This is a genomic window from Phycicoccus ginsengisoli (genome assembly GCF_054779295.1).
Genome location: NZ_BAAGYN010000008.1, coordinates 136,862 through 160,357 on the forward strand (window position 1 = coordinate 136,862; position 23,496 = coordinate 160,357).

Here is a 23,496-nt window from a genome sequence, read left to right on the forward strand (position 1 = left end):
GCACGCGGCCGGGCCCGTCGCGGACCGGGTCAGCGCGGTGCTGCCGCCGCCGCCCGTGCCCCGTCGTGGTGCGGCTTGCGGGTGATGAGCGGGATGACCATCGAGACGATCGTGATGATGCCGATGATGGTGAAGCCCCTGTTGTAGGCCTTGCCTTCGCCGATCAGGCTGGTGATCAGCAGCGGGCCGATGACGCCGCCGATGCTCCAGCCGATGAGCATCAGGCCGTAGATGGCGCCGACGTTGCGGACGCCGAAGAACCGGCCCGCGGTCGAGGGCATGGTGCCGAACGCCCCGCCGTAGCAGGTGTAGATGAGCGCGGCGAGGACCGCGAACAGCGCGGTGTTGCTGGCGTGCGGGATGAGCAGCAGGCAGACCGCCTGGATGCCGAGGATGCCGAGGAACGCCGGCATCTTGCCGACCAGGTCGGACAGCCAGCCCCACAGGATCCGGCCGCCGCCGTTGAACACGGCCAGGATGCCGACCAGGCTCGCCGCCGCGGTCTTGGAGTAGCCCGCGATGTCGGTGGCGCTGCCCGCGGCGACCGCGATGAGCGAGATGCCAGCGGTGACGCTCATGGTGAGTATGAGGGTCAGCAGGTACCACTGCGGGGTGCTCAGGGCCTCGTTGGTCTCGAAGTCCGGCTCCCCCGACACCGGGTCGACGCTCCGTGCGGTGGCCGGCCCGTCAGCGGCGCCGGCTGTCTCACCCGAGGGCGTGGTCGCGCCGGCGGTGGCGGGTGCGGGAGCCGCCGAGTCGGCCACAGCCGCGCGGGTCGGTGGGTTGGCGAAGAACGTCGTACCGATGAGCAGGGCGACGAGGTAGGCGATGCCGAGCCAGAGGAAGGCCCTGGTCGGCTGCGACGGGGTGTTGTCGATGAGCGCCTGCCCGACCGGGGCCGTGATCACCGCCCCGAAGCCGAACCCTGCCACCGCGAGCCCGGTGATGAGCCCGGGCTTGTCGGGAAACCACTTCTGCAGCATGGCGATCGGGACGATGTAGACCATCCCGAGCCCGAAGCCGCCGATGACGCCGTACCCGAGCACGAGCAGCCAGAACATGTCCTTGTTCGTCGCGAACGACGCCAGGATGACGCCCACGCTGTAGATGATCCCGCCGGTCAGGGCCACGACGCGGGGTCCGCGGCGGTCCTGCAGCCGGCCGCCGACGAAGCTGCCGATGAAGATCATCCCGAGCACCACGCTGAACGGCACCGCGGCCTTGGACTTGGACCAGCCGAAGGCGTCCGGCTCGGTCATCGCCTTGGCGAAGACGCTCCACGCGTAGACCGAGCCGATCGCGAGCTGCACGAGGATGGCGCAGACGAGGATGACCCAGCGGTTGTGCGTCCGCTCCGCTGCGGCGACCCCGGCACGTCCCGGGGACCCCACCGTGGTGTTGCGGGTGCTCTCGCTCATGCGCTCTCCCTTCTCGCCCGGGTGTGCGGGCCCCTGCACGAGTCGCCGGTCAGCGTCCCGTGGTGATCGAGTCCTTCGTCTCGCCCCGGCGGCGGCGCTCCTCGAGCCGTTCCTTCTGCGGCGTCACGGTGTACTTCGGGTCCTTGGCGGACTCCATGCCGGCCTCGAAGATCCCGAACCGCGTGAGCACCGAGCCGGCGAGCAGCGCAACGCCGCTGAGACCGGCCATCGTGCGGTTGCGGCCGAAGAGCGCAGCCCCGACCGCGCCCCCGGCGGTGAGCGCCTTGGCGGCCTTGAGCATCCCGCCGGCCCGGCCCTCGTGCAGCGGCTCGGCGACCAGCGGGTGCATCCGGCGTTCCATCAGCTCGGACGCGCCGAGCTCGACGGCCGCGCTCACGGCGGCGAGGCGCCGGGCCGGGCCGTTCTGCTCGGCGGGCGTCGTGACCAGGGCCAGGCCTGCGGCCGCCGCGTTGGCGGAGCCGACGAAGACGAACGGCAGCTCGCGGTAGGACTCGCGCCAGGTCGGCGTGGTCGTGTCGGCCAGCAGCACGGCGGTGTAGGCCGCGAGCGGCATCGAGAACGCGGTCGTCCCGACCGTCGCCGCCGGGTCGGCGAACCGGGCCAGGCGGGCCAGCCGCGACCCGCGGGGCAGCACGGCTTGGGCCAGCTCGGTGGCGGCACCGGCCCCGGCGAAGGTGCCGAACGCCGTGAGGATCCACGAGCCGACCGACATCGGCGAGGTCAGCTTGGCGACCCGCAGCATGTTGAGGGCGCGCTCCGGGCGACCGAGGTCCTTGGCGAGGGCGGCACCGCCGAGCGCGACGGACACCAGGGCGGCGACGCGGCCGGTGCGCCGCAGCGCGGGTCGGCCGGTGGCCGCCCCGCCGGCCGCGACCAGGCCGGAACCGCCGGCGAGACCGCCGAGGAACAGGTAGGCGGCGATCTCGTGCCCCCACGGGGCGGGCTTGACGACGTTGTGCCCGTAGTAGCTGGAGAACTGCGCGTCCGGCACCATGACCGACTCGTCGCGACGCCGCCGGCCGGAGCCGTCGCCCTTGCCGCCGGCACCGTTGCGGCGCCGCTGGCCGCGGGGCAGCTCCGGAGGGCGGTCCGCGTCGAGCGGGTTGGTGGTCATCGGCGCCTCCCAGCGAACGCGGCCACGGCCATGCCCAACATCGCCACCGCGGCGAAGCCGGCCTTGCGGAACATGTCGGGCAGGTCGGCCGTCGGGACGACCGGGTCCGGCGGCAGCCCGTAGACCTCGGGCTCGTCGAGGAGCAGGAAGACCGACCCCGTGCCGCCGACGCCGTCGTGGGCGTTGGCACCGTAGAGCCTGGCCTCGGTGAAGCCGTTCTCGTGCAGCACCTCGACCCGGTCGCGAGCGGTGTCGAGCATCTCGGCGAGCGTGCCGAACTTGATCGAGGTCGTCGGGCAGGCCTGGGCGCACGCCGGGGTCTGGTCGTGGCCGATCCGGTCGTAGCAGAGCGTGCACTTCTGGGCGATGCCGACGTTGGACACCTCCCCGCCGTGGCGGGTGTCGGCCCGCTCGTCCTCGCGCCGCTCGATGACCCCGAAGGGGCAGGCGGCCACGCAGTACCCGCAGCCGTTGCAGACGTCGGGCTGGACGACGACTGTCCCGTGCTCGGTGCGGAAGAGCGCACCGGTCGGGCAGACGTCGAGGCAGCCGGCGTGCGTGCAGTGCTTGCACACGTCCGAGGCCATCAGCCACCGGAAGTCCGGCAGCGTCCCGGTGGCCGCGGCGGTCCTCGCCGCTGCGGCCATCGCGTCGAGCGAGCCGTCGTCACCGACCGCGGCGGGCACGACGCCCTCGAGCGCGGCCGGGGCCGTGCCGGAAGCCCCCGACGGACCGGGGTGCGGCGCGTCCGGCGGCCGCAGCGCCGGCATACCGAGGTCGATCAGCTTGCGACCGGACTCCCGGGCCTCCTGGACCCGGTCCGTGGTCTGCTCGATGAAGGCCACGTGCCGCCAGGTGCTCGCCCCGAGGCCGCCGGTGTTGTCGTAGGAGTTGCCGGTGAGGGTGAGGCCGTCCTCGGGGATGGCGTTCCACTCCTTGCACGCCACCTCGCAGGCCTTGCAGCCGATGCAGATCGAGGTGTCGGTGAAGAAGCCCTTGCGGGGTTCGGGCTCCTCCCACGCCGCGTCGTGCGACGGGTCGGTCGGCCCTGCGAGCTGGTGCTGCCAGAACCCCATCAGGCGCCGGCCTCCTTCATGTCGGTGGTGCGCAGCTGGTTGCTGGTCTCGACCGTGATCCCGGCGCGGGACTGGTACTCCTCGACCAGCCGCAGCAGCGCCTCCCCGCGCGGGCGGCGCCCGGGGACGATGTCGCAGGACGCGACCTTCGACTCCTGGATCTGCACGTTGGGGTCGAGGGCGATGCCGAGCAGGTCGTTCGCAGCGTCGCCGGACACGACGGCGTCGCCGCCCACACCCCAATGGTACGGCAGCCCGACCTGGTGGATGGTGTGGCCGCCGACCTGCAGCGGCGTCATCCGCTCCGTGACGAGCACGCGCGCCTCGATCGCCGACCGGGCCGACACGATCGTGGCCCAGCCGCCGTTGACCAGGCCCCGCTCGCCCGCGAGCTCCGGGGAGACCTCGCAGAAGAACTCGGGCTGGAGCTCGGACAGGTACGGCAGCCACCGGCTCATCCCGCCGGCCGTGTGGTGCTCGGTGAGCCGGTAGGTCGTGAACACGAACGGGAACACGTCGGATCCCGGCTGGGTGCCGGAAGGGCTGAACAGGTTGTCCTTACGGGGGTAGACGCGCCGGGCCGGGTTGCTCTGCTGGCCGTACAGCGCGTTCTGGACCGGGGACTCCTGCGGCTCGTAGTGCGTGGGCAGCGGCCCGTCGAGCAGGCCCTTGGGGGTGAACAGCCAGCCCTTGCCGTCGGCCATCATGACGAACGGGTCGTCGCCCGCGAGGCCGTCGGGTCCGCCGGTGCCCGGCTCGGGGCGGTACGACGGGGCCTTCGTCTTGACGAAGTCCGGGGTGTCGATGCCCGTCCAGGCCTGGTTCTCCTCGTCCCACCAGACGTACTTCTTGCGCTCGCTCCACGGCTTGCCGTCGGGGTCGGCCGAGGCGCGGTTGTAGAGGATGCGGCGGTTGTCCGGCCAGGCCCAGCCCCACTCCTGGGCGGTCGGGCCCTGCTCACGACCGGGCTTGCGGTTGGCCGAGCGGTTGACGCCGCCGGCGTAGACGCCGCAGTAGATCCAGCAACCGGAGGTCGTCGAGCCGTCGGCCTTGAGCTCGGTGTACATGCCGGCGAGCTCGCCCGCCTTGTCACCGGACAGGTGGCGGCCGTTGATCTCCGCGAGCACAGCTTCGCCGCTGATCTCGCCGTCCTCGTCGAGGGGGTAGTCCCAGGTGAGGTCGAGCAGCGGCCGGTCGCGCGGGTCGTCGGACCCGGCGAGCTTGGCGCGGATCCGCGTGCCGAGCTCGTAGAAGAACTCCAGCTCGCTCTGGCAGTCGCCCGGCGGGTTGACCGCCTTGTGCCGCCACTGCAGCAGCCGCTGGGTCTGGGTGAAGCTGCCGGCCTTCTCGACGTGGGAGGCGGGCGGCAGGAAGAAGACCTCGGTCCCGATCGCCTCCGTCTCCAGCTCGCCGGTGGCAATCTCGGGGGCGTCCTTCCAGAACGTCGCCGACTCGATCATCTGCAGGTCGCGGACGACGAGCCACTTCAGCTGGGCCAGGGCCATCCGCTGCATGCGCCCGTTGGCGGACCCGACGGCCGGGTTCTGTCCGAGCAGGAAGTAGCCCTCGACCTCGCCATCCCTCATCGCCATGGTCGTCTGGTACGTGCCGTGTGCTCCGCTGAGCCGGGGCAGGTAGTCGTACGCCCAGTCGTTCTCCTTCGTCGCGGCGTCGCCCCACCACGCCTTGAGCAGGCTCACGGCATACGCGTCGGCGTTGGCCCAGTAGCCCTTCTGCGCCTTGTTGGCGATCGCGCTGACGTAGTCCTCCCAGGTGTCGTGGTTGCCGACCATCGGCATGGCGAGGTAGCCGGGGAGGATGTTGTAGAGGGTCGGGATGTCGGTCGAGCCCTGGATGCTCGCGTGCCCGCGCAGGGCCATGATCCCGCCGCCCGGCCGGCCCATGTTCCCCAGCAGCAGCTGGACGATGGCGGCCGTGCGGATGAACTGCGCGCCGAGCGAGTGGTGGGTCCAGCCGACGGCGTACACGAACGCCGACGTGCGGTCGCGGCCGCTGTTCTCGGTGAGCGCCTTGGCGACGTAGTGGAAGTCGTCGGCGCTGATGCCGCAGACCTCCGCCACCATCTCGGGCGTGTAGCGCGAGTAGTGCCGCTTGAGGATCTGGAAGACGGTGTGCGGGTCCTGCAGGGTCTCGTCGCGCTTGACCCGGGCGTGCTCGAGGGCCGGGCCGCCGGAGCCGTGCTCGTCTCCGGCAGAGCGGTCGGAGGTCGACTGACCGTGCTCGTGCGTCGCCGCGGGACCACCGATCGTGCCGGGCGACGCGTTCTCGCCCTCCCCCTCCGTGGCGTACGCCCAGCTCGAGGGGTCGTAGCTGCCGAGCTTGTCGTCGTAGCCGGAGAACAGGCCGTCGAGGTCCTCGGTGTCCTTGAACTCGTCGCTGACGATCGTCGCCGCGTTGGTGTAGGCGACCACGTACTCCTTGAAGTAGAGGTCGTTGGTGAGGATGTGGTTGATCAGGGCGCCGAGGAAGACCACGTCACTGCCGGCGCGGATCGGGACGTGCTTGTCCGTGGTCGCAGAGGTGCGGGTGAACCGGGGGTCGATGTGGATGACCTTGGCGCCGCGCAGGCGTGCCTCGGTCACCCACTGGTAGCCGACCGGGTGGCACTCGGCCATGTTCGAGCCCTGGATGACGATGCAGTCGGCGTTGGCCAGGTCCTGCACGTACTGCGTCGCGCCGCCGCGTCCGAACGAGGACCCCAGACTGGGGACCGTGGCGGAGTGTCAAATACGGGCTTGGTTCTCGATCTGGATCGCGCCCGCGGCGGTGAAGAGCTTCTTGATGAGGTAGTTCTCCTCGTTGTCGAGGGTGGCTCCCCCGAGCGAGGCGATCCCCATGGTCCGGTGCAGCGGCCGGCCGTGCTCGTCGGCGTCCTGCCAGGTGCGGCGCCGGCTCTCGACGAACCGGTCGGCGATCATGTCGATCGCGGTGTCGCGGTCCATCGGCTCCCACTCGGTGCCGTGCGGGCGCCGGTAGAGCACGTGGGTCTGGCGGGAGGGGCTGTTGACGAGCTGCTCGCTGGCCGAGCCCTTGGGGCACAGGCGGCCGCGCGAGATGGGCGAGTCGGGGTCGCCCTCGATCTGCACGACCTTCTCGTCCTTGACGAACACCTTCTGGCCGCAGCCGACGGCGCAGTAGGGGCACACCGACTGCACCACGCGGTCGGCCGTGGCCGTCCGCGGGGACATCGACCGGGTGCGCTCGGACGTGACGGCCGGTCCCCGGCCGAGCAGGTCACCGCTGCGGAACTGGCGCAGCACCGGCCAGTCCAGGAACGTCTTCGTCGAGCTCATCAGTCAGCCTCCTTGCGGTGACCATATCCCTGGGTCCGGCAGCGCGCACTCCCGACGAAAAGGACGTCGCCCCAGACGCGTTCGGCCCGGGCGGGTCCCACCGGACAACCGGCTCGACGCCGGGCGCGGCATCCGGACCAGGCCGCCGGGCCCGGCCGGGGAGAGTGGCTCAGCCGACGGCGGGGATGAGCAGGATCTGGCCGGCGTGGACCTGGTCGGAGGCGAGGTCATTGGCGACCTGGATGCGGGCCACGGCGTCGGCGACCGGCAGGCCGGGCAGCTGCGTGGCGGCCACCTGGGAGAGCGTCTGGCCGGAGCGCACCGTGGTCGAGTGGTCGATGGCGGCGGAGGAGGCCGAGGCTCCCCCGGCGAGGAGGGCGACGGCGACCGCGACGAGCGCCACGAGGACGGTCAGGGTCACGGCGAGCCGGCCGGCGCGGGTCAGCCGGAGCGGCGCGGGGGCGGGGAGCCGGAGGTCGTCACCGCACGGCACCGACACCAGGTGCGGGCGTGCGGGCCGGCGCGGCTCGTCCACCGGCGGGGCGGTGACATCCCAGGCGACTGCTGCACTCATCGGGTCCTCCATCGTCAAGGTCATCGAACAGGTGTCCGAAGACCGCTGGTGCCAGTTCTAGCACGCATGTTCGAACAGGACAAGACACACCTCGAACACGTGTTTGGCAACTGTGTTCGAACGCCATACGCTGTGTCCACGTCGAGGAGCACACCAGACGGCACTGACAACGGCCCCCACGCCGGGGCCCGGGACCGGCCTCCTGGCGTGGCGACCGACCGGATCCACGGCACCTGACCTGCAGAGACGAGGAGCGTCATGAGCGGCGACAACGTCAAGGAACTCCCCGACCGCGACCGCGGCGACGGCCTCACCGTGCGCCAGCGCAAGGTCCTCGAGGTGATCCGGAACTCGGTCGACCGCCGCGGCTACCCGCCGAGTCTGCGCGAGATCGGCGAGGCCGTCGGGCTGACCTCCCCGAGCTCGGTCGCGCACCAGCTCGCGACGCTCGAGCGCAAGGGCTACCTGCGCCGCGACCCCAACCGACCCCGCGCCATCGAGGTCGTCTCCCCCGACGCCGCCGCCGACAGCCGCGGCTACCGCGGCGGGGCCGCGCCGCAGGACGAGGTGGCCGAGTTCGACGAGACGGGCATGGGCGACGCCCGGCCGGAGGCGTCCTACGTGCCGGTCCTCGGCCGGATCGCGGCCGGCGTGCCGATCACGGCCGAGGAGTCCGTCGAGGAGGTCTTCCCGCTGCCCAAGCAGATCGTCGGCGAGGGCTCCCTCTTCCTGCTCAAGGTCGTCGGCGACTCGATGATCGACGCTGCGATCTGCGACGGCGACTGGGTCGTCGTCCGCCAGCAGCCGACGGCCGACAACGGCGACATCGTGGCCGCCATGCTCGACAACGAGGCGACGGTCAAGACGTTCAAGCGCCGCGACGGCAAGGTGTGGCTGCTCCCGCACAACCCGGCCTTCGAGCCGATCGACGGTGACCACGCCACGATCCTGGGCAAGGTCACCGCCGTCCTGCGACGGGTCTGACTCCTAGCTCTCGTCGCCCAGGGCGTCGAGGTAGTGCGTCAGCCGCGCGCTGAACTTCTCGCCGCCGTCGCCGTCCGCCCACAGCTCCCAGAGCTCGTTGTCCTCCGAGCGCAGGGCGCGGTGCAGCGCCTGGGTGGCGAGCTCCTCGAGGCGCTCGTCGATGTCGAGCGGGTCCTCGTCGACCCAGCGAGGCACGTTGCGCTCGCCCACGACCGACTCCGGGTCGTCGCAGGCGGACACGATGACGGCCGCGGCGATGGCCTCGGACATCACCGGGGCCTCGATGTAGTCGCGCGAGCGCACGACCCGCCCCAGGGCGGACTCCACCCGCTCCCGGCGCGCCTGGGCGTCGGCCTCCTCCAGGTCGTCCAGGAAGTCGAGGGCGTCGTCGTTCTCGAACGGTCCGGCACCGGTCGCACCCATGGGTCAGCCTCCCCGAGTCTTCGCGCGAATCTCCTCGGCACGAGAGTGCCAAGCCAGGGCGTGACGCGCCAGTGCTGTTCCGGGACCCGGCTCAGGCCAGCCGCTGGTACCAGGCCGTGTCGACCCACCGGCCGAACTTGTTGCCGACCTCGCGCAGCACGCCGACCCGCTCGAAGCCGAAGCTGCGGTGCAGCGCCTCGCTCGCCTCGTTCGGCAGTGCGATCACCGCGAGCTGGGTGTGCACGGACGGTTCGGCGTCGAGCCGGGCCAGCAGCGCGGCATACAGGCTGCGGGCGATGCCCGCCCCACGGGCGGAGGCGTCGACGTAGACGGACACCTCCCGGGTCCCGTCGTAGGCCGGCCGCGGCCGGAACGGACCGGAGAACGCGTAGCCGACGACCTCGTCCCCGAGGCAGGCGACGAGGACGACGTTCCCGGGCCCCGTCGCCGCGAGCTTCTCGCCGAGGTAGGCCGCGCCGCGCTCCTGCGTGTCGAACGTCGCCACCGAGGTCCGCACCTGCTCGTCGTAGATGGCGGCCATGGCACCGACGTCCGTCGGGGCCGCGTCGCGGACCTCGACCGGCGGTCGTCCCGCGGTGGCAGGGGCAGTCATATCGGCGATGCTAGGGGGATGAGCGAGGATCGCGGTCACGAGCACGCGCCGGGGGGCGCACGCGCGGCGAGCACCGGCACCGGGCGCCGCCAGCTGTGGGACGAGCGGTATGCCGCGCAGGGCAGGGTGTGGAGCGCGGAGCCGAACGCGGAGGTCGAGCGCATCGTCGGCGACTGGGAGCCGGGGCGCGCTCTCGACCTCGGCGCCGGCGAGGGCCGGCACGCCGTCTGGCTGGCCGCCAGGCGGTGGCGGGTGACGGCAGTCGACTTCTCCGCGGTCGGGCTGGCCAAGGGCGAGAAGGAGGCGACGGGCCGGGGGCTGCGGGTGGACTGCGTCGTCGCCGACGTCCGCTCCTGGCAGCCGCCGGCGCACACGGCCTACGACCTCGTCCTCGTCGCCTACCTCCACCTGCCCGAGGACGTCCTCACCCGGGCCACGGCGTGGCTCGCGCCGGGAGGGGCGCTGGTCGTGGTCGGGCACGCGCTGCGCAACCTCACCGAGGGCGTCGGCGGCCCGTCGGACCCCGCCCTGCTGCAGACCGTCGAGGGGCTGCGCGAGGTGGCGGCAGACCTCGACGTCGAGCGCTGCGAGGAGGTCGTCCGGCAGACCGACGCGGGTGACGCGATCGACGTGGTCCTGGTGGCCCGGCGACCGTCGGGGTGAGGCGGGTCAGGCCCCCAGCCGGGCGACCAGCCGGGTGAGGGTGGGCCCGAGGGGTGCGTCGAGCTGGTGGCTGGCCTCGCCGTCGCCACGGGTGGGGCCACGGGTGATGATCGCGACCGGGATGCCGAGGGCGTGGGCGCGCCGGACGAACCGGTAGCCGCTCATCACCTTCAGGCTCGAGCCCAGGACGAGCAGCGCGCTGGCCGACTCGGTGAGCCGGAAGCACCTCTCCACCAACGGCTTCGGCACGGACTCGCCGAAGAACACGACGTCCGGCTTGAGCGTGTCCCGGCCACAGACGAGGCAGAGCGGCACGACGAACGACTCGACGTCGAGGGCGTTGAGCGCGACGTCGCCGTCGGGCCGGATCTCGTCGGAGGTGACCGTGAACGAGGGGTTGGCCTCCCGCATCCGTTCGTCGAGGTCCCAGCGGCTGCTGCGGTCACCGCAGGTCAGGCAGACGACCTTGGCGAGCGAGCCGTGCAGCTCGACGACGTCGGTGGCGCCGGCGTGCTGGTGCAGGCCGTCGACGTTCTGGGTGATGACCGAGCCGATGCGGCCGCTGGCCTGCAGCCGGGCGACCGCGTCGTGCCCGGCGTTGGGGCGCGCGAGGTTGAACCGCTGCCAGCCGACGTAGCTGCGCGCCCAGTACTTCTTGCGGGCCTCGCTCGAGCCGGTGAACTCCGAGTACTGCATCGGCGTCACCCGGCGCTCGCCGTCCGGGCCGCGGTAGTCGGGGATGCCCGACTCGGTGGAGATCCCGGCGCCGGTCAGGGCGACGACGCCGCCACGGTCCAGCAGCGCTGCGAGGTCGTCGAGGGCGTCCTCGGTCGACGTGGTGGCGGGCAAGGTCACGGGATTCAGGGTACGTGGGGCGGGTGGGCGGCACCCGGCAAGGCCGGTGCGGTGGGACCGCTCAGAACCGGCCGAGCAGTCGGCGCCTGGCCGAGTCGGCCAGGGAGCGCTCGGCGACGGCGGGGTCCGCGACGTCCTCGTGCGGTGGGCGGGCCGGGACGTTGCTGGTGACGAGGTGGGGGGCGTGCGCGCGCACCTGGGCGTCGGCGACGAGGTACCCGTGGCGCTCGAGGACGTGCTGCTCCTGGAGCGAGAAGGTGTCGAGGTCGGTGCGGACCGCGTTGATCAGCTCGGTGGTCCGGCGCGGGTAGCACCCGTCGACGACCATGTCGAGGGCCCACGAGGTGCCGAGGATGACCTTGCGCGCGTATGCCGCGTGCAGCCACCGGGAGCGGACCGACTGGCCGCCGTTGGTCGCGATGCCGAGGATGCGCAGCATGCGGCCGGCGACGGTGCGCTCGGTGCGGGCGCGGAAGACACCGCCGCCGTCGCTGACCAGGACGGTGGCGTGGCGCTTCCAGACGGGCTCGAGCCCGAGGTTGTCGTAGACGCCCCCGTCGGTGAGGCGGATCCGGCGCCGGATCTCCCATCGGGCCTCGTCGGACTCCAGGCCCTGGTGGCCACCCGTGAGCCCGATCGCGTCGCCGTCGAGGACCATGGGGGCGAAGAACGGCGGGAAGGCACAGGACGCGGCCACGATGTCCGCCATCCGCAGTCCGGGCGGCGGGGCGGCATACCCGAGGCGGTAGTCGCCGACCCGCCCGTGCGGCTTGTGGGCGGTGGGGTCCTCGAACACCCAGTTGACGCCGTAGCCGATCTCGGTGGCACCGGTGATGACCGCGGGCCCGGCCACGGCGTTGTCGCGCAACGGCCTGGACCACCAGTCGACGGTCTGCGCGAACTCGTCGGCGAGGGCCCGGACCGCCGCGTCCGAGGTGGACCAGCGCCACGGGAGCAGCCGGCTGAGCAGTGCCGGGGTGCGGATGTTGCGCGAGGCGAGGCGGGCGAGGGGCTCGGCGACGTACTCGTCGAAGCCGCCGACCTCTCCCGCGCTGCCGCCCGGGAAGGTCAGTCGGGGGTCGGCGACGAGGTTGGCGACGATGGAGCCGCCGGAGACGCCGCTGATCGTCGTGAGCTGGGCGAGGGCGCCGAGCTCGTTGAGCCGCCGCAGCGCGCCGAGGTGGAACAGGGCTGCGCGGTAGCCGCCGCCGGAGAGGCAGAGTGCGGTCCCCCTGCGACGCGAGCCGCCGGTCGGGCCCTCGATGCCGCCGAGGTCCGTGACGTCGGTGTCGGGATCGACGTCGTCGAGGGCTCGGGTGGTGGCGGTCTGCTCCGGCTTCATGGTGCCGACGATGCAAGCAGACGGTCCGGACAACCGCCCGCCGGCGCCGGGCTCGTCCTAACCGGGGTCGTCCAAACCGGGGTCGTTGGCGCCGGGGTCATCGACGCCGGGCTCATCGATGCCGTGCTCAGCGGGTGACCAGGCGGGCGTGGGCCTCGCGGACCTGGAGGGTGGTGACGGGTTCGTCCTGCAGGTCGGCGACGGCGTCGATGTCCTGCCACGGGCCGCCGTTGGCGCGGTACTGCGCGGTGAGCGTCGAGTCCACGCTGACCCGGGCGGCCGCAGTGGGTTCGGCGTAGGTGTGGCGGATCGCGCCGTCCGGGTAGACGCCGCCGGGGTCGGAGGTAGGGCCGCTGCTGGACCCGTCACCGTAGTGGAAGTCGTACGAGCGGGCCGCGATCTTGAACTCCACCGTCCAGGACAGGAGCCTGACGGGCCTGCTGACCTCGCCCGGCTGGAGGCCGGTGTCGTCCGGCCACTCGGCCCGGAAGTAGGTGGGCAGGTTGACCAGCGTCGTGTTGCCCTCGGGCTGGATGCCGACCGTGGGCTTGGAGAACGGCAGCTGCCGGAAGGCCGTCTGGAGCTGCGCCATGGTCGGGATCGCGGGCGGCATGCCAGTCCCTACCGGGAGTTGTGAGGCCTTGCACGTCTGCCCTTTGAACTGCCAAGGCTCTTCGCTGGCGGCGCGACGCGCCCACACATACAGAAGGATGGCGTTGTCCCCACAGGCAGACAGGGCCAAGGTGCAGTCAGTGACGTCGACCGTTGCGTCCGGACTAGAGGCATCCCCGCAGCCCAAGGAGGCGCGGAACTCCAGGGCCTGCAGAGCAGTCACCCCGATGGCGATCGGCTTCTCCTGATCACCCTTCGTGTTGGAGGAACCAGAGGGAACCCTGAACGTGTCAGCGCTGACAGTCACTCCTTCGTTGGCGGTCGCCGTCGTGAGCGAGCCGTCCGGGTTGGCAGGGCCGTCCGCAGATGCCGCCGATCCAGCTCCGAGCCCGATCACCGCAACAAGCGCGATGGCCAGGACCAGGCGCCGAATCATGACTGCTTCACCACCGCGAAGTCCTGCATCACCCATTCCCTGCCTGTCCACCGGACCGTCGATCTCGTCCATGAGGGTTCAGCTTTGGTCCGGCGCTTCTCAGCTCCGGTCGCGTCAACCATTGCGACTGACTTCTCTGTGCCAATCACGTCGATCACTCGGAGGTCGCCAGAGCTGCTTGGGTGCACATTGGAGTCTTGGAAGACGAAGCGGGCAGTCGCCGGGTGTAAACCGTCCGCATACTCGTTGTCGGCTGCCCGAGCGATCGCCCCGCAACCGGAGCATGAGCTCTCAGAAAGGGCCCGGACCGTCGATCCATCGCCTGCCACGAATGCCTCGCTGGAGACCTGCAAGAAGTACTTCGCGAAGGCTATGGCGCCGGCCTCGGTGTGCTTGGTCGCCTCTGGCGGGAGCGCCACCGTGTTGGTGGCGCTCGGGGACCGAGTGGTGCTCGTCGAGGGCGGGCTGGAGGTGCTCGAGCTGGTGGAGGTCGCCGAGGTCGTCGGCGGCGGGTCCTCGCCCCCGCCGGAGCACGCGGCCAGCGTGACCGACGCCGCCACCGCGACGGCCGTGAGCGCCCCTCTGCGGACCTGCACCCTGCTCCCCCTTCGCCGGCAGCCGCCACGGTGCGGCCCGGGCGGCCTGTCTGCAGCAGCGATTCTACGGATTTGCCCGGTTTCGGCGACCGCGCTGTCCCCAGGGGTCCTCCGCACCGCCCCCGACCTGCGGCTATCACCGATCCTGCACAAGTCTTCCGCTTCGATAACTCTGCGTTATGCTGGAGACATGATCGACGCAGCCGGCCTCCGCGTGATGAAGGCGATTGCCGACGAGGGCAGCTTCACCGGCGCCGCCCTCGCGCTGGGCTACTCCCAGCCCGCGATCTCCCAGATGGTGCGCCGCCTCGAGCAGCGCACCGGGACCGTGCTGGTCGAGCGCGTCGGCCGCAACGTGCGGCTCACCGAGGCGGGTCAGGTCCTCGCCCGGCACGCGGTCTCGGTCCTCGCCGCGCTCGACGCCGCCGAGGAGGAGGTCGCCGCCATCGCCGGGCTGCGCGCCGGGCGGGTGCGCCTCATGGCGTTCCCGTCGAGCTCCGCGACCCTCGTGCCCCGCGCGCTCGCCCTGGTCAAGCAGCGGTTCCCGGACGTGCAGGTGACCTTCACCGAGGCCGAGCCGCCCGAGTCGCTGGCCGCGCTCAAGGCGGGCGAGTGCGACCTCGCCGTGGCCTTCGCCTACGAGGGCACGGACGTCGGCCGCGGCGAGGAGGACATGGACCTCTTCGTCCAGCACAAGCTCCTCGACGACGAGGTCCGCCTCGCGCTCCCCCGCGACCACCCGCTGGCCACCGAGCCGGTCGCCGACCTCACCAAGCTCGCCGACGACAACTGGATCGCTGGCTGCCCGCGCTGCCGCGGACACCTGCTGCAGATGTGCGCCACGGCCGGCTTCTCGCCCAACGTCGGCTTCGAGACCGAGGACTACGTGGCCGTGCTCGGCCTCGTCGCCGAAGGCCTCGGGGTCGCCCTCATCCCCGACCTCATCCTGCGCACGGCCCACCACCGGGACGTCGTCACCCTGCCGATCCAACCGGCCTCGCGGCGCACGGTCAGTGTCGTGACCACCCCCGACTTGGAGCGGGTGCCGGCCGTGCAGGCGACCATCGACGCCCTCGTCGAGGCGGCCAAGGCCACGCCGCGGGTCCTCGCCAGCACCTGATTCCTGCCCCGGCGCGTCCGGGCGACCCGCGACGCCTTGCGGAGCGCTCCGGGGTGCGTCGACGGGCAGGGGGCGGTCAGCGCCTGCGCCACGTCACCCCGACCGCTCCCCGGTCCTCGACGACCGCGACGTCGCCACGCTGGTCGGTGCGCAGCACGGCATACCCGTCGCGCGCCAGCGCCTGCAGCGCCTTCGGTGACGGGTGCCCGTAGTCGTTGTCCTTGCCCACGCTGATGACGGCCACTGGCGCCGCGACGGCCGCGAGCAGCTCGGGGTCGAGGTTGGCCGAACCGTGGTGAGCCACCTTGACGACGTCGAAGCTCCCGGCCCGCGCCGCCATGGCCGGGTCGCGCCGCAGCTGCAGGAGGATGGCGTGGGCCGCCTCGCGCTCCACGTCCCCGAGCAGCAGCAGGTCGACCGGCCCGGCGCGCACGGCGAGGACCACCGAGGAGTTGTTGGGCACCGAGCCGCTGTCGAGCCGGCGGGCCGGCCACCAGACGTCGGCCTCCACGCCCGGCCAGCTCAGGTGGTCGCCGGCCACCAGGTCAGTGACCGGGATGCCGCGTGCGCGGGTCCAGCCCTCCACCTCGCGCCACTGGTAGGGCGGGTCGCGCACCGGGGTGGCGAGGACGCCGCGCACGGTCCGTCCTCGCAACACCCCGGGCAGTCCGTCGGCGTGGTCGGCGTGGAAGTGGGTGAGGACGAGCGAGTCGACCACCGCCACCTTCAGCCGGCGCAGGCAGGCGTCGATGAGGGCCGGGTCGGGCCCGGCGTCCACGACGACCGCGTGGCCCGGGCTCGTGGCCAGGACCAGCCCGTCGCCCTGGCCGACGTCACATGCGACGAAGCGCCAGCCCGGCGGCGGCCAGGCCACCGCCGACGTGGGAGCCGCCGCGGCCACCACCAGCAGCACGGCGGCCAGGAAGGCGACCGGGTGCCACCGGGCGACGTGGGCCCACCGGCGCGCGGACACCACGACGAGCACGGTGACCACCGTGAGGAGGACCGCGCCGGGCGCACCGTCGGGCCAGGGCAGCGTGCCGCCCGGCACCGTCGCGCACGTGCGGGCGACCCAGCTGATGCCGAGGCTGGGCAGGGCCCCCGCCCAGCACAGCAGCGTCGCGCCGAGGGGCCACAGCGGCGCCACCACGGCAGCACTCACGCCGGCCACGGTGGCGGGTGCGACGAGTGGGGCGGCCAGCAGGTTCGCGAGGATCCCCACCACGGACACCGAGCCCTGCAGGAGGACCACGACCGGGGCGCACATGGCCTGGGCGGCCACCGGGATCGCGAGCGCCGGGCCGAGCGAGCTCGCGCGGCCGGGCAGCCGGCGCCCGATCGCCCGGCCCCAGGAACGCGTGAAGAGCAGCAGCCCGAGCGTGGCGAGGGTCGACAGGGCGAAGCCGTAGGAGCGGCTGAGCCACGGGTCAACGACCAGGAGCACCACGACCGCGCCCGAGAGCACCGGCACGCCTGCCGCTCGGCGGGAGGCGCTCAGGCCCAGCAGCCCGATGGCCCCCATCGTCGCGGCGCGCACGACGCTGGGCTCGGGGCGGGCGAGCACGACGAAACCGGCCAGCACCACCAGCGCCCACGGCACCCTGGCCCGCCGAGGCAGGCCGCCGAGCCGAGCCGCCCCGAGGGCGAACGCGAGCACGATCGCGACGTTCGAGCCCGACACCGCGCTCAGGTGGGTCATCCCCGTGGCGAGCATCGCGTCCGTGAGGTCCGAGGGCGTGCGGCTGGTGTCCCCGATGACCAGGGCGGGCAGCAGTCCACGCGCGTCCGAAGGCAGCGGGTCGGACGCCCGGCGCAGCCCTGACCGCAGGTGCTCGGCAGCGCGGGCGACGACTCCGGGGTCCCGAGCCGCCGCCGGACCGCCCGACGGCTTGAGCACCGCGACGACGTCGTCGCCGGGGTCCGCGGCGACCAGCCGGCCGCGGACCACGAGCTCCTGGTGCCACTGGACGTCGCGCCAGCGCTCGTCGGCCACGAGCAGCACCGGGGCGTGGACGCGGCTGACCTGTCCCCGCGCCGTCACCTGGCTGAGGGTGAGACGCGCGTAGACGCTGGCACCCGCCAGGCCGGTGGTCTGCCGCAGGCGGGGATCCGTGGCCACGACCGCCACCACCTGCACGGTCGCGTGGTCGCGAGCCAACGCCTCGACCGGGCCCGCAGAGCGCACGGCGGAGTGACCGGCCACGGACACGCCCGTGAGGGCGCACGCCGCGGCGCACATCGCGACCATCACGGCCGCGCGGAACCGGCGGGAGGTCGGCGCCCCACCGCCCGAGACGCCGACCCGCCCGGCGGCGAGCGCCAGGACCACGAGCGCCAGGACCACGAGGCACGACGACACCACGACCAGCGCCTGGACGGGCAGGCCCAGCACCGACGCCGCGAAGGCCCAGGCGACCAGGGCCGGCACCAGCAGCCGGAGGTCGAGGCTGGTCGCCGGCGGCACTGCCTGCCCCGGCGTCCGGGAGTCGTGGGGAACCTCCGCGCGACGAGCGGGCTTACGGCGCGAACGGGGTTCGGCGCTCACACGGTCACCTTGGGCTTCAGCTGGGCGAAGATCTTCTCGCCGATGCCGCTCACCTCGTTGAGCTCGTCGACCGTCGTGAAGCGGCCGTGCTCGGTGCGCCAGTCGACGATGCGCTGCGCGAGCACGGGCCCGACGCCGGGCAGGTCCTCCAGCTGGGTGGTCGTGGCGGCGTTGAGGTCCACCAGTCCGCCGGCCGGACCGCCTGCCCCCGCATCGGTCCCGCCCCCAGCAGTACCGGCCCCACCGGCGCCGCCGCCCCCTGCCGCCCCGCCCGGCTGGGTGACCGCCTCCCCCGGCTTGGGCACCCTGACCTGCTCGCCGTCGGTGAGGACCCGGGCCAGGTTGATGGCGCCGAGGTCGGCGCCCTTCAGGGCGCCACCCGCGCGGGTGACGGCGTCCCCGACCCGTGAGCCGGTGGGCAGGCGGAGCACCCCGGGGTGGGTGACCTGCCCGACCACGTGGATGGTGACCGTGGCCAGGGCGGTCGGCGGCCCTCCCCCGCCCGCGCTGGTGGCGGACGTGGCGAAGGTGGAGGGTCCACGGGTGAGGACGGCCGACTGCGAGGGCGCGGGCGCCACCGGCCGGGGCTCGCTCGCGGCACGTGCGAGGGCCACCCGGGCGCCGAAGACGAGGGACGCGACGAGCACCACGAGCAGCAGCCCCGCCGCAGCCGCGCGCGGGGCCGTCAGCCGGGCGCCTCGCAGCGCCTCCGGGACCGCGAGCCACGGCGGTCCGGGAGGCCGGGGTCGACGATGCCGCCCGGGCAGGACCGGCGTGCCGCGCCCCGCTCGGGACCCCGCGGGGTCCCGGGCAGCGGGCGGCTCCTGCGTGGGGTCGGTCACGCGCGGTGCACCCGCGGACTGGGGCGGCGAGGCGATCCACGCTCGCTCCGGCTGCCAGGGCTCGAACCCGCTCGCCGGTGCACCGGTCGCCTCGCCGGCCGGCACACCACCGGCCGGCTCGCCGGGGGCACTCGCGCTCGCCCGGTCGAGGAGGGCACGCAGTCGAGGCGACGGTTCGGGCGGTCGGCGGCGCAACGGCATACCGGAACGCTAGGAAGCCGGCGGGCAACCCGGCACCACGCGGCCTCCGCCTGTGGACGGCCGGGGGCGCAGGGTCAGCCTGTGGACGACTCCCGGCGGGCGAGCAGCCACAGCTCGATGTTGCGGCGGTGCCGGTAGATGACGACCAGCGCCAGGAGCACGCACCACAGCCCCGTCTGCCGGCTCACGTCGGGCGCCCACCCCGGCAGCCAGCCGAGCAGCGCCAGCAGGCCCAGGACGAGCAGCACGAGGCACGCCGTCACCGAGGCGCCCGCCACCCAGCGGAACCGCCACACCAGCAGCGCGAACAGCAGCAGCATGACCACCGCGAACCACGGCTGGACCGCGAGGATCGCCCCCAGCGACGTCGCCACGCCCTTCCCGCCGTGGCCGCGCAGGAACGGCGACCAGATATGCCCCAGGACGACCGCGAGCCCGACGACGAGCGCCACGACGGGGCCGAGCCAGGACGCCGCGAGCACCACCGGCAGCCAGCCCTTGAGGACGTCCGCGAGCCCGACGACCACACCCCAGCGCACGCCGAGGACCCTTCCCGCGTTGGTGGCCCCGGGGTTGCCGGATCCCGAGCGGGCCAGGTCCTTGCCCAGCAGCCTCGCGAGGATCGTCGCCGGGTTGACCGACCCGAGCAGGAACGCCGCCACCGCCGCGACGACTCCCTGGACGACCCCTCCGACCGACCACACCACCTCCCCGGCCGACCACATCCCGTCCCCGGCCGACCGGACCGCCCCACCGGCCGACCAGAGCACCTGGCCGGCCGGCCCCACCACCACGTCGAGCGCCGTCATGGCCTCGGCGACACCGCCACGGCCAGCGTGCCCGGACCCACGTGGGCCCCCACCACGGCTCCCAGCTCCACCACGGCGACCTCGTCCGAGCCCGGGACCCGCGCACGGATCCGCTCGGCGAGGTCCTCCGCCCGGGCCGCGGAGTCGAGGTGGTGCACGGCGACGTCGACGTCACCCTCCGCTGCCGTGACCGCCTCGACGGCGAGCTCCTCGAGCCGGGCCAGCGCCCGGGCGGACGTGCGGACCTTCTCCAGCGGGCGGATGTGCCCGTCCCCGAGCCCGAGGATCGGCTTGATGGCGAGCGCCGATCCGAGCAGTGCCGACGCCGCGCCGATCCGGCCGCCGCGCCTGAGGTGCTCGAGCGTGTCGACGTAGAACACGACCGTCGAGGCCTCGCTGCGCGAGCGTGCCACCGCCGCGACCTCCTCGGCCGAGGCGCCACCGGCCGCGAGGTCGGCAGCCGAGACCACGGCATACCCCATCGCCATGCCGAGCGACCGCGAGTCGACCACGGTGACCGGCACCGGCGACTGCTTCGCCGCCAGGTGCGCCGACTCGACCGTCGAGGACATGTCGGCCGAGATGTGCACGGAGACGACGGCGTCCGCTCCGCCGGCCGCGGCCTTCTCGTACGCCTCGAGGAACGCCTGGGGCGAGGGCCTCGACGTCGACACCGGCCTGAACGCGCGCAGTGCGGCCGCCACCTCCGCCGTGGTCACGTCGACGCCCTCGCTGAACTCGGTGCCGCCGATCACCACGTGCAGCGGCACGACGCGGATCCCGCGGGCCTCGACGACCGAGGCCGGCAGGTATGCCGTGGAGTCCGTGACGAGGGCGACGCTCACGCGCGCAGGCTATCGGCGCGACGGGGCCCGCGGGACCCGCACCGCCCAGGACCGGGACGGGGAGCGCGGGACGCGCACCGCCCAGGACCGGGACGAGCAGCGCGGGACCCGCACGGCTCAGACCGGGACGACGTTGACCAGCTTGGGCGCCCGCACGATGACGGTGCGGATGCCGCCCTCGGTCGCGGCCACGACCTTGGGCAGCGCCAACACCTGCTCGCGCAGCGCGTCCTCGCTGATGTCGGCGGCCACCTCGAGCCGGTCGCGGACCTTGCCCTTGATCTGCACGACGCAGGTCACGGTGTCCTCGACGAGCAGCGCCGGGTCGGCGACGGGGAACGACTCGTAGGTGATCGTCTCGTCGTGGCCCAGCCGCGACCACAGCTCCTCGGCGATGTGCGGGGCGATCGGCGCGACCATCTTCACGATGGTCTCGGCCGCCTCCCGGGGCACCGCGTCGAGCTTGGTGAGCGCGTTGTTGAGCTCGATGAGCCGGGCGATCGCCGTGTTGAAGCCCAGCGACGGGTAGTCCTTCGACACCGCGTCGATGGTCCGGTGCATGGTGCGCAGCGTGTCCTGGTCGAGCGGTGCGTCGACCACCCGGACCTCGCCGGTCTCCTCGTCGATCACGTTGCGCCACAGGCGCTGCAGGAACCGCTGCGCCCCGACGACGGCGCGTGTCTCCCACGGCTTGGACAGCTCCAGCGGCCCCATCGACATCTCGTAGACCCGCAGGGTGTCGGCGCCGTACGCGTCGTACATCTCGTCCGGGCTGACGACGTTCTTGAGGGACTTGCCGATCTTGCCGTACTCGCGGGTGACGGGCTGCCCCTGCCAGGTGAACTGTGGGTCCTGGGCGTCGCTGCCCTCGACCTCCTCGACCTCGGTGGCGGGGACCGGCTGGCCGCGGTTGTCGCGGTAGGCGAAGGCCTGGATGTACCCCTGGGAGAAGTACTTCCGGAACGGCTCCTCGCTGCTGACGTGGCCGAGGTCGAACAGCACCTTGTGCCAGAACCGCGCGTACAGCAGGTGCAGCACCGCGTGCTCGACGCCACCGATGTACAGGTCGACGCCACCGGGGTCGCTGACTCCGGCCGGCGCACCCTCGACGGGGGTCGGGTGCTTGCCCATCCAGTAGCGCTCGTTCTCGGGGTCGACGAACGCCTCGTCGTTGGCCGGGTCGAGGTAGCGCAGGTAGTACCAGCACGACCCCGCCCAGTTGGGCATCGTGTTCGTCTCGCGGCGGTACTTGCGCAGGCCGGAGCCGTCGCCGAGGTCGAGCTCGACCTCGACCCACTCGGTGGCCCGCGACAGGGGCGCCTCCGGGCTCGAGGAGTCGTCGTCGGGGTCGAACGTCTTGGGCGAGTAGTCCGGCACGTCCGGCAGCTCCACCGGCAGCATGGAGTCGGGCACCGCGTGGGCCACGCCGTCCTCGTCGAACAGGATCGGGAACGGCTCGCCCCAGTACCGCTGCCGGCTGAACAGCCAGTCGCGCAGCTTGTAGTTGACCGTGGCCTCGCCGAAGCCCTTCGTCACCAGCCAGTCGATGATCGCGGACTTCGCCTCGGCGACCCCCAGGCCGTTGAGCGAGATCTCGTCGTTGGCGGAGTTGACCGCCGGCCCGTCGCCGGTGAACGCTGTCGACTCGTCGTGACCCTCGCTCGGCTGGACGGTGCGCACGATCGGCAGCCCGAACTTCTCGGCGTACTCCCAGTCTCGCGTGTCCTGCGCGGGCACGGCCATGATCGCGCCGGTGCCGTACCCCATGAGGACGTAGTCGGCGACGAAGACCGGGATCTGCTCGCCGTTGACCGGGTTCGTCGCCCAGGCGCCGGTGAAGACGCCGGTCTTGTCCTTGCCCTCGGTCTGCCGCTCCACCTCGGACTTGCGCGAGGCAGCCCGCTGGTACGCCGCGACCGCGGCTGCGGGGGTGACCTCGCCACCGGTCCACGCCGGGTTGACGCTCTCGGGCCAGTCGCCCTGGGAGACAATGGTTTCCAGCAGTGGGTGCTCGGGCGCCAGCACCATGAAGGTCGCGCCGAACAGCGTGTCGGGCCGGGTCGTGAAGACCTCGATCGTGACGTCGTGACCGGCGACCGGGAACCGCACCCGTGCGCCCTGGCTGCGCCCGATCCAGTTGCGCTGCATCAGCTTGACCTTCTCGGGCCAGTCGACGCGGTCGAGGTCGTCGGCCAGCCGGTCGGCATACGCGGTGATCCGCATCATCCACTGGCGCAGGTTGGTCTTGAAGACCGGGAAGTTGCCGCGCTCGGACCGGCCGTCGTTGGTGACCTCCTCGTTGGAGAGCACCGTGCCCAGGCCGGGCGCCCAGTTGACCGGCGCCTGCGAGGAGTAGGCCAGGCGGAACCCGTCGAGGACCTCCGCGCGCTCGGCCGCGGACAGGTCAGCCCAGTCGCGGCCGTCCGGCGTCGGGCGCTCGCCGCTCTCGAGCTGTGCGACCAGCTCGCGGATCGGCCGCGCCTTCCCCCGGCCACCGTCCTCACGGACGGCGTCGACGTCGTACCAGGCGTCCCAGATCTGGGTGAAGATCCACTGGGTCCACTTGTAGTACTCGGGGTCGATCGTGGCGATCGCGCGCCGGTCGTCGTGCGCCAGCCCCAGCCGCCGCAGCTGGCGCTTCATGACGACCATGTTCTCCTCGGTCGTCTTCCGCGGGTGCTGGCCGGTCTGCACGGCGTACTGCTCGGCCGGCAGCCCGAACGCGTCGTAGCCCAGGCAGTGCAGCACGTTCTTGCCGGTCATCCGGTGGTAGCGCCCGAACACGTCGGTCGCGATGTACCCCAGCGGGTGCCCGATGTGCAGGCCCGCCCCGGAGGGGTACGGGAACATGTCGAGGACGAGCAGCTTCTCGCGGTCGCCGACCTTCTCGGGCTCGGCCCACGGACCGGCCGGGTTCGGGGCGTGGAACGTCCCCTCCTGCTCCCAGCGGTCCTGCCAGGCCACCTCGATCCGGTCGGCCAGGGCTGCGGTGTACCGGTGCGGCGTCGTGTCGCTCATCTCGTCCTCGTCGTCTCGTCTGGTCGGGCCTGCTCCCGACGGTCTCCACCCGCTGCGTGCGTCCACACACCGGTG

The 23,496-nt window shown here is 72.7% G+C and carries 19 protein-coding genes; 3 read left to right on the forward strand and 16 right to left on the reverse strand.

Annotation, left to right across the window (positions count from 1 at the left end; genetic code table 11):
• Positions 1–29: 29 nt before the first annotated feature.
• From ACYVDO_RS14485 to ACYVDO_RS14505, 5 genes are all read right to left on the reverse strand, one after another.
• The gene (locus tag ACYVDO_RS14485) at positions 30–1,418 is read right to left on the reverse strand and encodes an L-lactate MFS transporter (protein ID WP_460937099.1); all 1,389 of its coding nucleotides are present in this window, start codon (positions 1,416–1,418) and stop codon (positions 30–32) included.
• Positions 1,419–1,467: 49 nt separating this feature from the next.
• Complete coding sequence (nrfD, locus tag ACYVDO_RS14490) at positions 1,468–2,553, reverse strand: NrfD/PsrC family molybdoenzyme membrane anchor subunit (RefSeq protein ID WP_460937101.1); 1,086 nt, start codon at positions 2,551–2,553, stop codon at positions 1,468–1,470.
• Entirely contained in the window at positions 2,550–3,629 is a 1,080-nt protein-coding gene (locus tag ACYVDO_RS14495; RefSeq protein WP_460937104.1) for a 4Fe-4S dicluster domain-containing protein, read from the reverse strand. Before ACYVDO_RS14495 ends, nrfD begins: the two co-directional genes overlap by 4 nt.
• On the reverse strand, positions 3,629–6,943 hold the full coding sequence (fdh, locus tag ACYVDO_RS14500) for a formate dehydrogenase (RefSeq protein ID WP_460937106.1): 3,315 nt from the start codon (positions 6,941–6,943) through the stop codon (positions 3,629–3,631). Before fdh ends, ACYVDO_RS14495 begins: the two co-directional genes overlap by 1 nt.
• A 169-nt stretch (positions 6,944–7,112) precedes the next feature.
• A complete protein-coding gene (locus ACYVDO_RS14505; RefSeq protein ID WP_460937108.1) occupies positions 7,113–7,517 on the reverse strand; it encodes a LysM peptidoglycan-binding domain-containing protein in 405 nt (134 codons plus the stop codon).
• Between the two features lie 258 nt (positions 7,518–7,775).
• On the opposite strand from ACYVDO_RS14505, the gene lexA reads away from it, so the two are divergent.
• The gene (gene lexA / locus ACYVDO_RS14510; protein WP_460937110.1) at positions 7,776–8,501 is read left to right on the forward strand and encodes a transcriptional repressor LexA; all 726 of its coding nucleotides are present in this window, start codon (positions 7,776–7,778) and stop codon (positions 8,499–8,501) included.
• Positions 8,502–8,504: 3 nt separating this feature from the next.
• Here the strand turns inward: lexA and ACYVDO_RS14515 are convergent, their stop codons facing one another.
• Entirely contained in the window at positions 8,505–8,924 is a 420-nt protein-coding gene (locus ACYVDO_RS14515; RefSeq protein WP_460937112.1) for a DUF4259 domain-containing protein, read from the reverse strand.
• A 91-nt stretch (positions 8,925–9,015) separates the two neighbouring features.
• Complete coding sequence (locus ACYVDO_RS14520; RefSeq protein WP_460937114.1) at positions 9,016–9,537, reverse strand: GNAT family N-acetyltransferase; 522 nt, start codon at positions 9,535–9,537, stop codon at positions 9,016–9,018.
• An 18-nt stretch (positions 9,538–9,555) separates the two neighbouring features.
• Here ACYVDO_RS14520 and ACYVDO_RS14525 point away from each other — a divergent pair, with 18 nt between their 5' ends.
• A complete protein-coding gene (locus tag ACYVDO_RS14525) occupies positions 9,556–10,200 on the forward strand; it encodes a class I SAM-dependent methyltransferase (RefSeq protein ID WP_460937117.1) in 645 nt (214 codons plus the stop codon).
• Between the two features lie 6 nt (positions 10,201–10,206).
• Here ACYVDO_RS14525 and ACYVDO_RS14530 read toward each other — a convergent pair whose 3' ends face one another.
• From ACYVDO_RS14530 to ACYVDO_RS14545, 4 genes are all read right to left on the reverse strand, one after another.
• Positions 10,207–11,055: an NAD-dependent protein deacetylase gene (locus tag ACYVDO_RS14530; protein ID WP_460937119.1), complete on the reverse strand. Its 849-nt coding sequence runs from the start codon at positions 11,053–11,055 to the stop codon at positions 10,207–10,209.
• 61 nt (positions 11,056–11,116) lie between these two features.
• Complete coding sequence (locus tag ACYVDO_RS14535; protein ID WP_460937121.1) at positions 11,117–12,397, reverse strand: patatin-like phospholipase family protein; 1,281 nt, start codon at positions 12,395–12,397, stop codon at positions 11,117–11,119.
• 127 nt (positions 12,398–12,524) lie between these two features.
• Positions 12,525–13,010, reverse strand: coding sequence for a hypothetical protein (locus ACYVDO_RS14540; RefSeq protein WP_460937123.1), 486 nt, complete (start codon positions 13,008–13,010; stop codon positions 12,525–12,527).
• 431 nt (positions 13,011–13,441) lie between these two features.
• On the reverse strand, positions 13,442–14,158 hold the full coding sequence (locus ACYVDO_RS14545; protein ID WP_460937125.1) for a DUF6318 family protein: 717 nt from the start codon (positions 14,156–14,158) through the stop codon (positions 13,442–13,444).
• A gap of 73 nt (positions 14,159–14,231) precedes the next feature.
• Between ACYVDO_RS14545 and ACYVDO_RS14550 the strand changes: the two genes are divergently transcribed.
• Positions 14,232–15,161: a LysR family transcriptional regulator gene (locus tag ACYVDO_RS14550; RefSeq protein ID WP_460937127.1), complete on the forward strand. Its 930-nt coding sequence runs from the start codon at positions 14,232–14,234 to the stop codon at positions 15,159–15,161.
• A gap of 76 nt (positions 15,162–15,237) precedes the next feature.
• Here the strand turns inward: ACYVDO_RS14550 and ACYVDO_RS14555 are convergent, their stop codons facing one another.
• The 5 genes from ACYVDO_RS14555 to leuS form a co-directional block, all read right to left on the reverse strand.
• Positions 15,238–17,706, reverse strand: a complete 2,469-nt coding sequence (locus tag ACYVDO_RS14555) for a ComEC/Rec2 family competence protein (protein ID WP_460937129.1) — start codon at positions 17,704–17,706, stop codon at positions 15,238–15,240.
• On the reverse strand, positions 17,703–18,749 hold the full coding sequence (locus ACYVDO_RS14560) for a helix-hairpin-helix domain-containing protein (RefSeq protein WP_460937130.1): 1,047 nt from the start codon (positions 18,747–18,749) through the stop codon (positions 17,703–17,705). Before ACYVDO_RS14560 ends, ACYVDO_RS14555 begins: the two co-directional genes overlap by 4 nt.
• Positions 18,750–18,823: 74 nt before the next feature.
• Positions 18,824–19,558 (reverse strand): glycerol-3-phosphate 1-O-acyltransferase PlsY, encoded by a 735-nt coding sequence (gene plsY, locus ACYVDO_RS14565; protein WP_460937132.1) that lies wholly within the window; start codon positions 19,556–19,558, stop codon positions 18,824–18,826.
• Positions 19,555–20,403 carry a DegV family protein gene (locus ACYVDO_RS14570; protein ID WP_460937134.1) on the reverse strand — a complete coding sequence of 283 codons (849 nt, stop codon included), beginning with the start codon at positions 20,401–20,403 and terminating at the stop codon, positions 19,555–19,557. The genes plsY and ACYVDO_RS14570 overlap by 4 nt, the downstream gene beginning before the upstream one ends.
• Before the next feature lie 117 nt (positions 20,404–20,520).
• The gene (gene leuS / locus ACYVDO_RS14575) at positions 20,521–23,421 is read right to left on the reverse strand and encodes a leucine--tRNA ligase (protein WP_460937137.1); all 2,901 of its coding nucleotides are present in this window, start codon (positions 23,419–23,421) and stop codon (positions 20,521–20,523) included.
• Positions 23,422–23,496 lie beyond the last annotated feature (75 nt).

Coding starts and splice junctions, on each gene's coding strand:
- lexA (WP_460937110.1), top strand. CDS start 7,776: ATGAGCGGCGACAACGTCAAGGAACTCCCCGACCGCGACCGCGGCGAC.
- ACYVDO_RS14485 (WP_460937099.1), bottom strand. CDS start 1,418: ATGAGCGAGAGCACCCGCAACACCACGGTGGGGTCCCCGGGACGTGCC.
- plsY (WP_460937132.1), bottom strand. CDS start 19,558: ATGACGGCGCTCGACGTGGTGGTGGGGCCGGCCGGCCAGGTGCTCTGG.
- ACYVDO_RS14540 (WP_460937123.1), bottom strand. CDS start 13,010: ATGCCGCCCGCGATCCCGACCATGGCGCAGCTCCAGACGGCCTTCCGG.
- leuS (WP_460937137.1), bottom strand. CDS start 23,421: ATGAGCGACACGACGCCGCACCGGTACACCGCAGCCCTGGCCGACCGG.
- ACYVDO_RS14495 (WP_460937104.1), bottom strand. CDS start 3,629: ATGGGGTTCTGGCAGCACCAGCTCGCAGGGCCGACCGACCCGTCGCAC.
- ACYVDO_RS14515 (WP_460937112.1), bottom strand. CDS start 8,924: ATGGGTGCGACCGGTGCCGGACCGTTCGAGAACGACGACGCCCTCGAC.
- ACYVDO_RS14520 (WP_460937114.1), bottom strand. CDS start 9,537: ATGACTGCCCCTGCCACCGCGGGACGACCGCCGGTCGAGGTCCGCGAC.
- ACYVDO_RS14505 (WP_460937108.1), bottom strand. CDS start 7,517: ATGAGTGCAGCAGTCGCCTGGGATGTCACCGCCCCGCCGGTGGACGAG.
- ACYVDO_RS14560 (WP_460937130.1), bottom strand. CDS start 18,749: ATGCCGTTGCGCCGCCGACCGCCCGAACCGTCGCCTCGACTGCGTGCC.
- ACYVDO_RS14535 (WP_460937121.1), bottom strand. CDS start 12,397: ATGAAGCCGGAGCAGACCGCCACCACCCGAGCCCTCGACGACGTCGAT.
- ACYVDO_RS14550 (WP_460937127.1), top strand. CDS start 14,232: ATGATCGACGCAGCCGGCCTCCGCGTGATGAAGGCGATTGCCGACGAG.
- ACYVDO_RS14525 (WP_460937117.1), top strand. CDS start 9,556: ATGAGCGAGGATCGCGGTCACGAGCACGCGCCGGGGGGCGCACGCGCG.
- nrfD (WP_460937101.1), bottom strand. CDS start 2,553: ATGACCACCAACCCGCTCGACGCGGACCGCCCTCCGGAGCTGCCCCGC.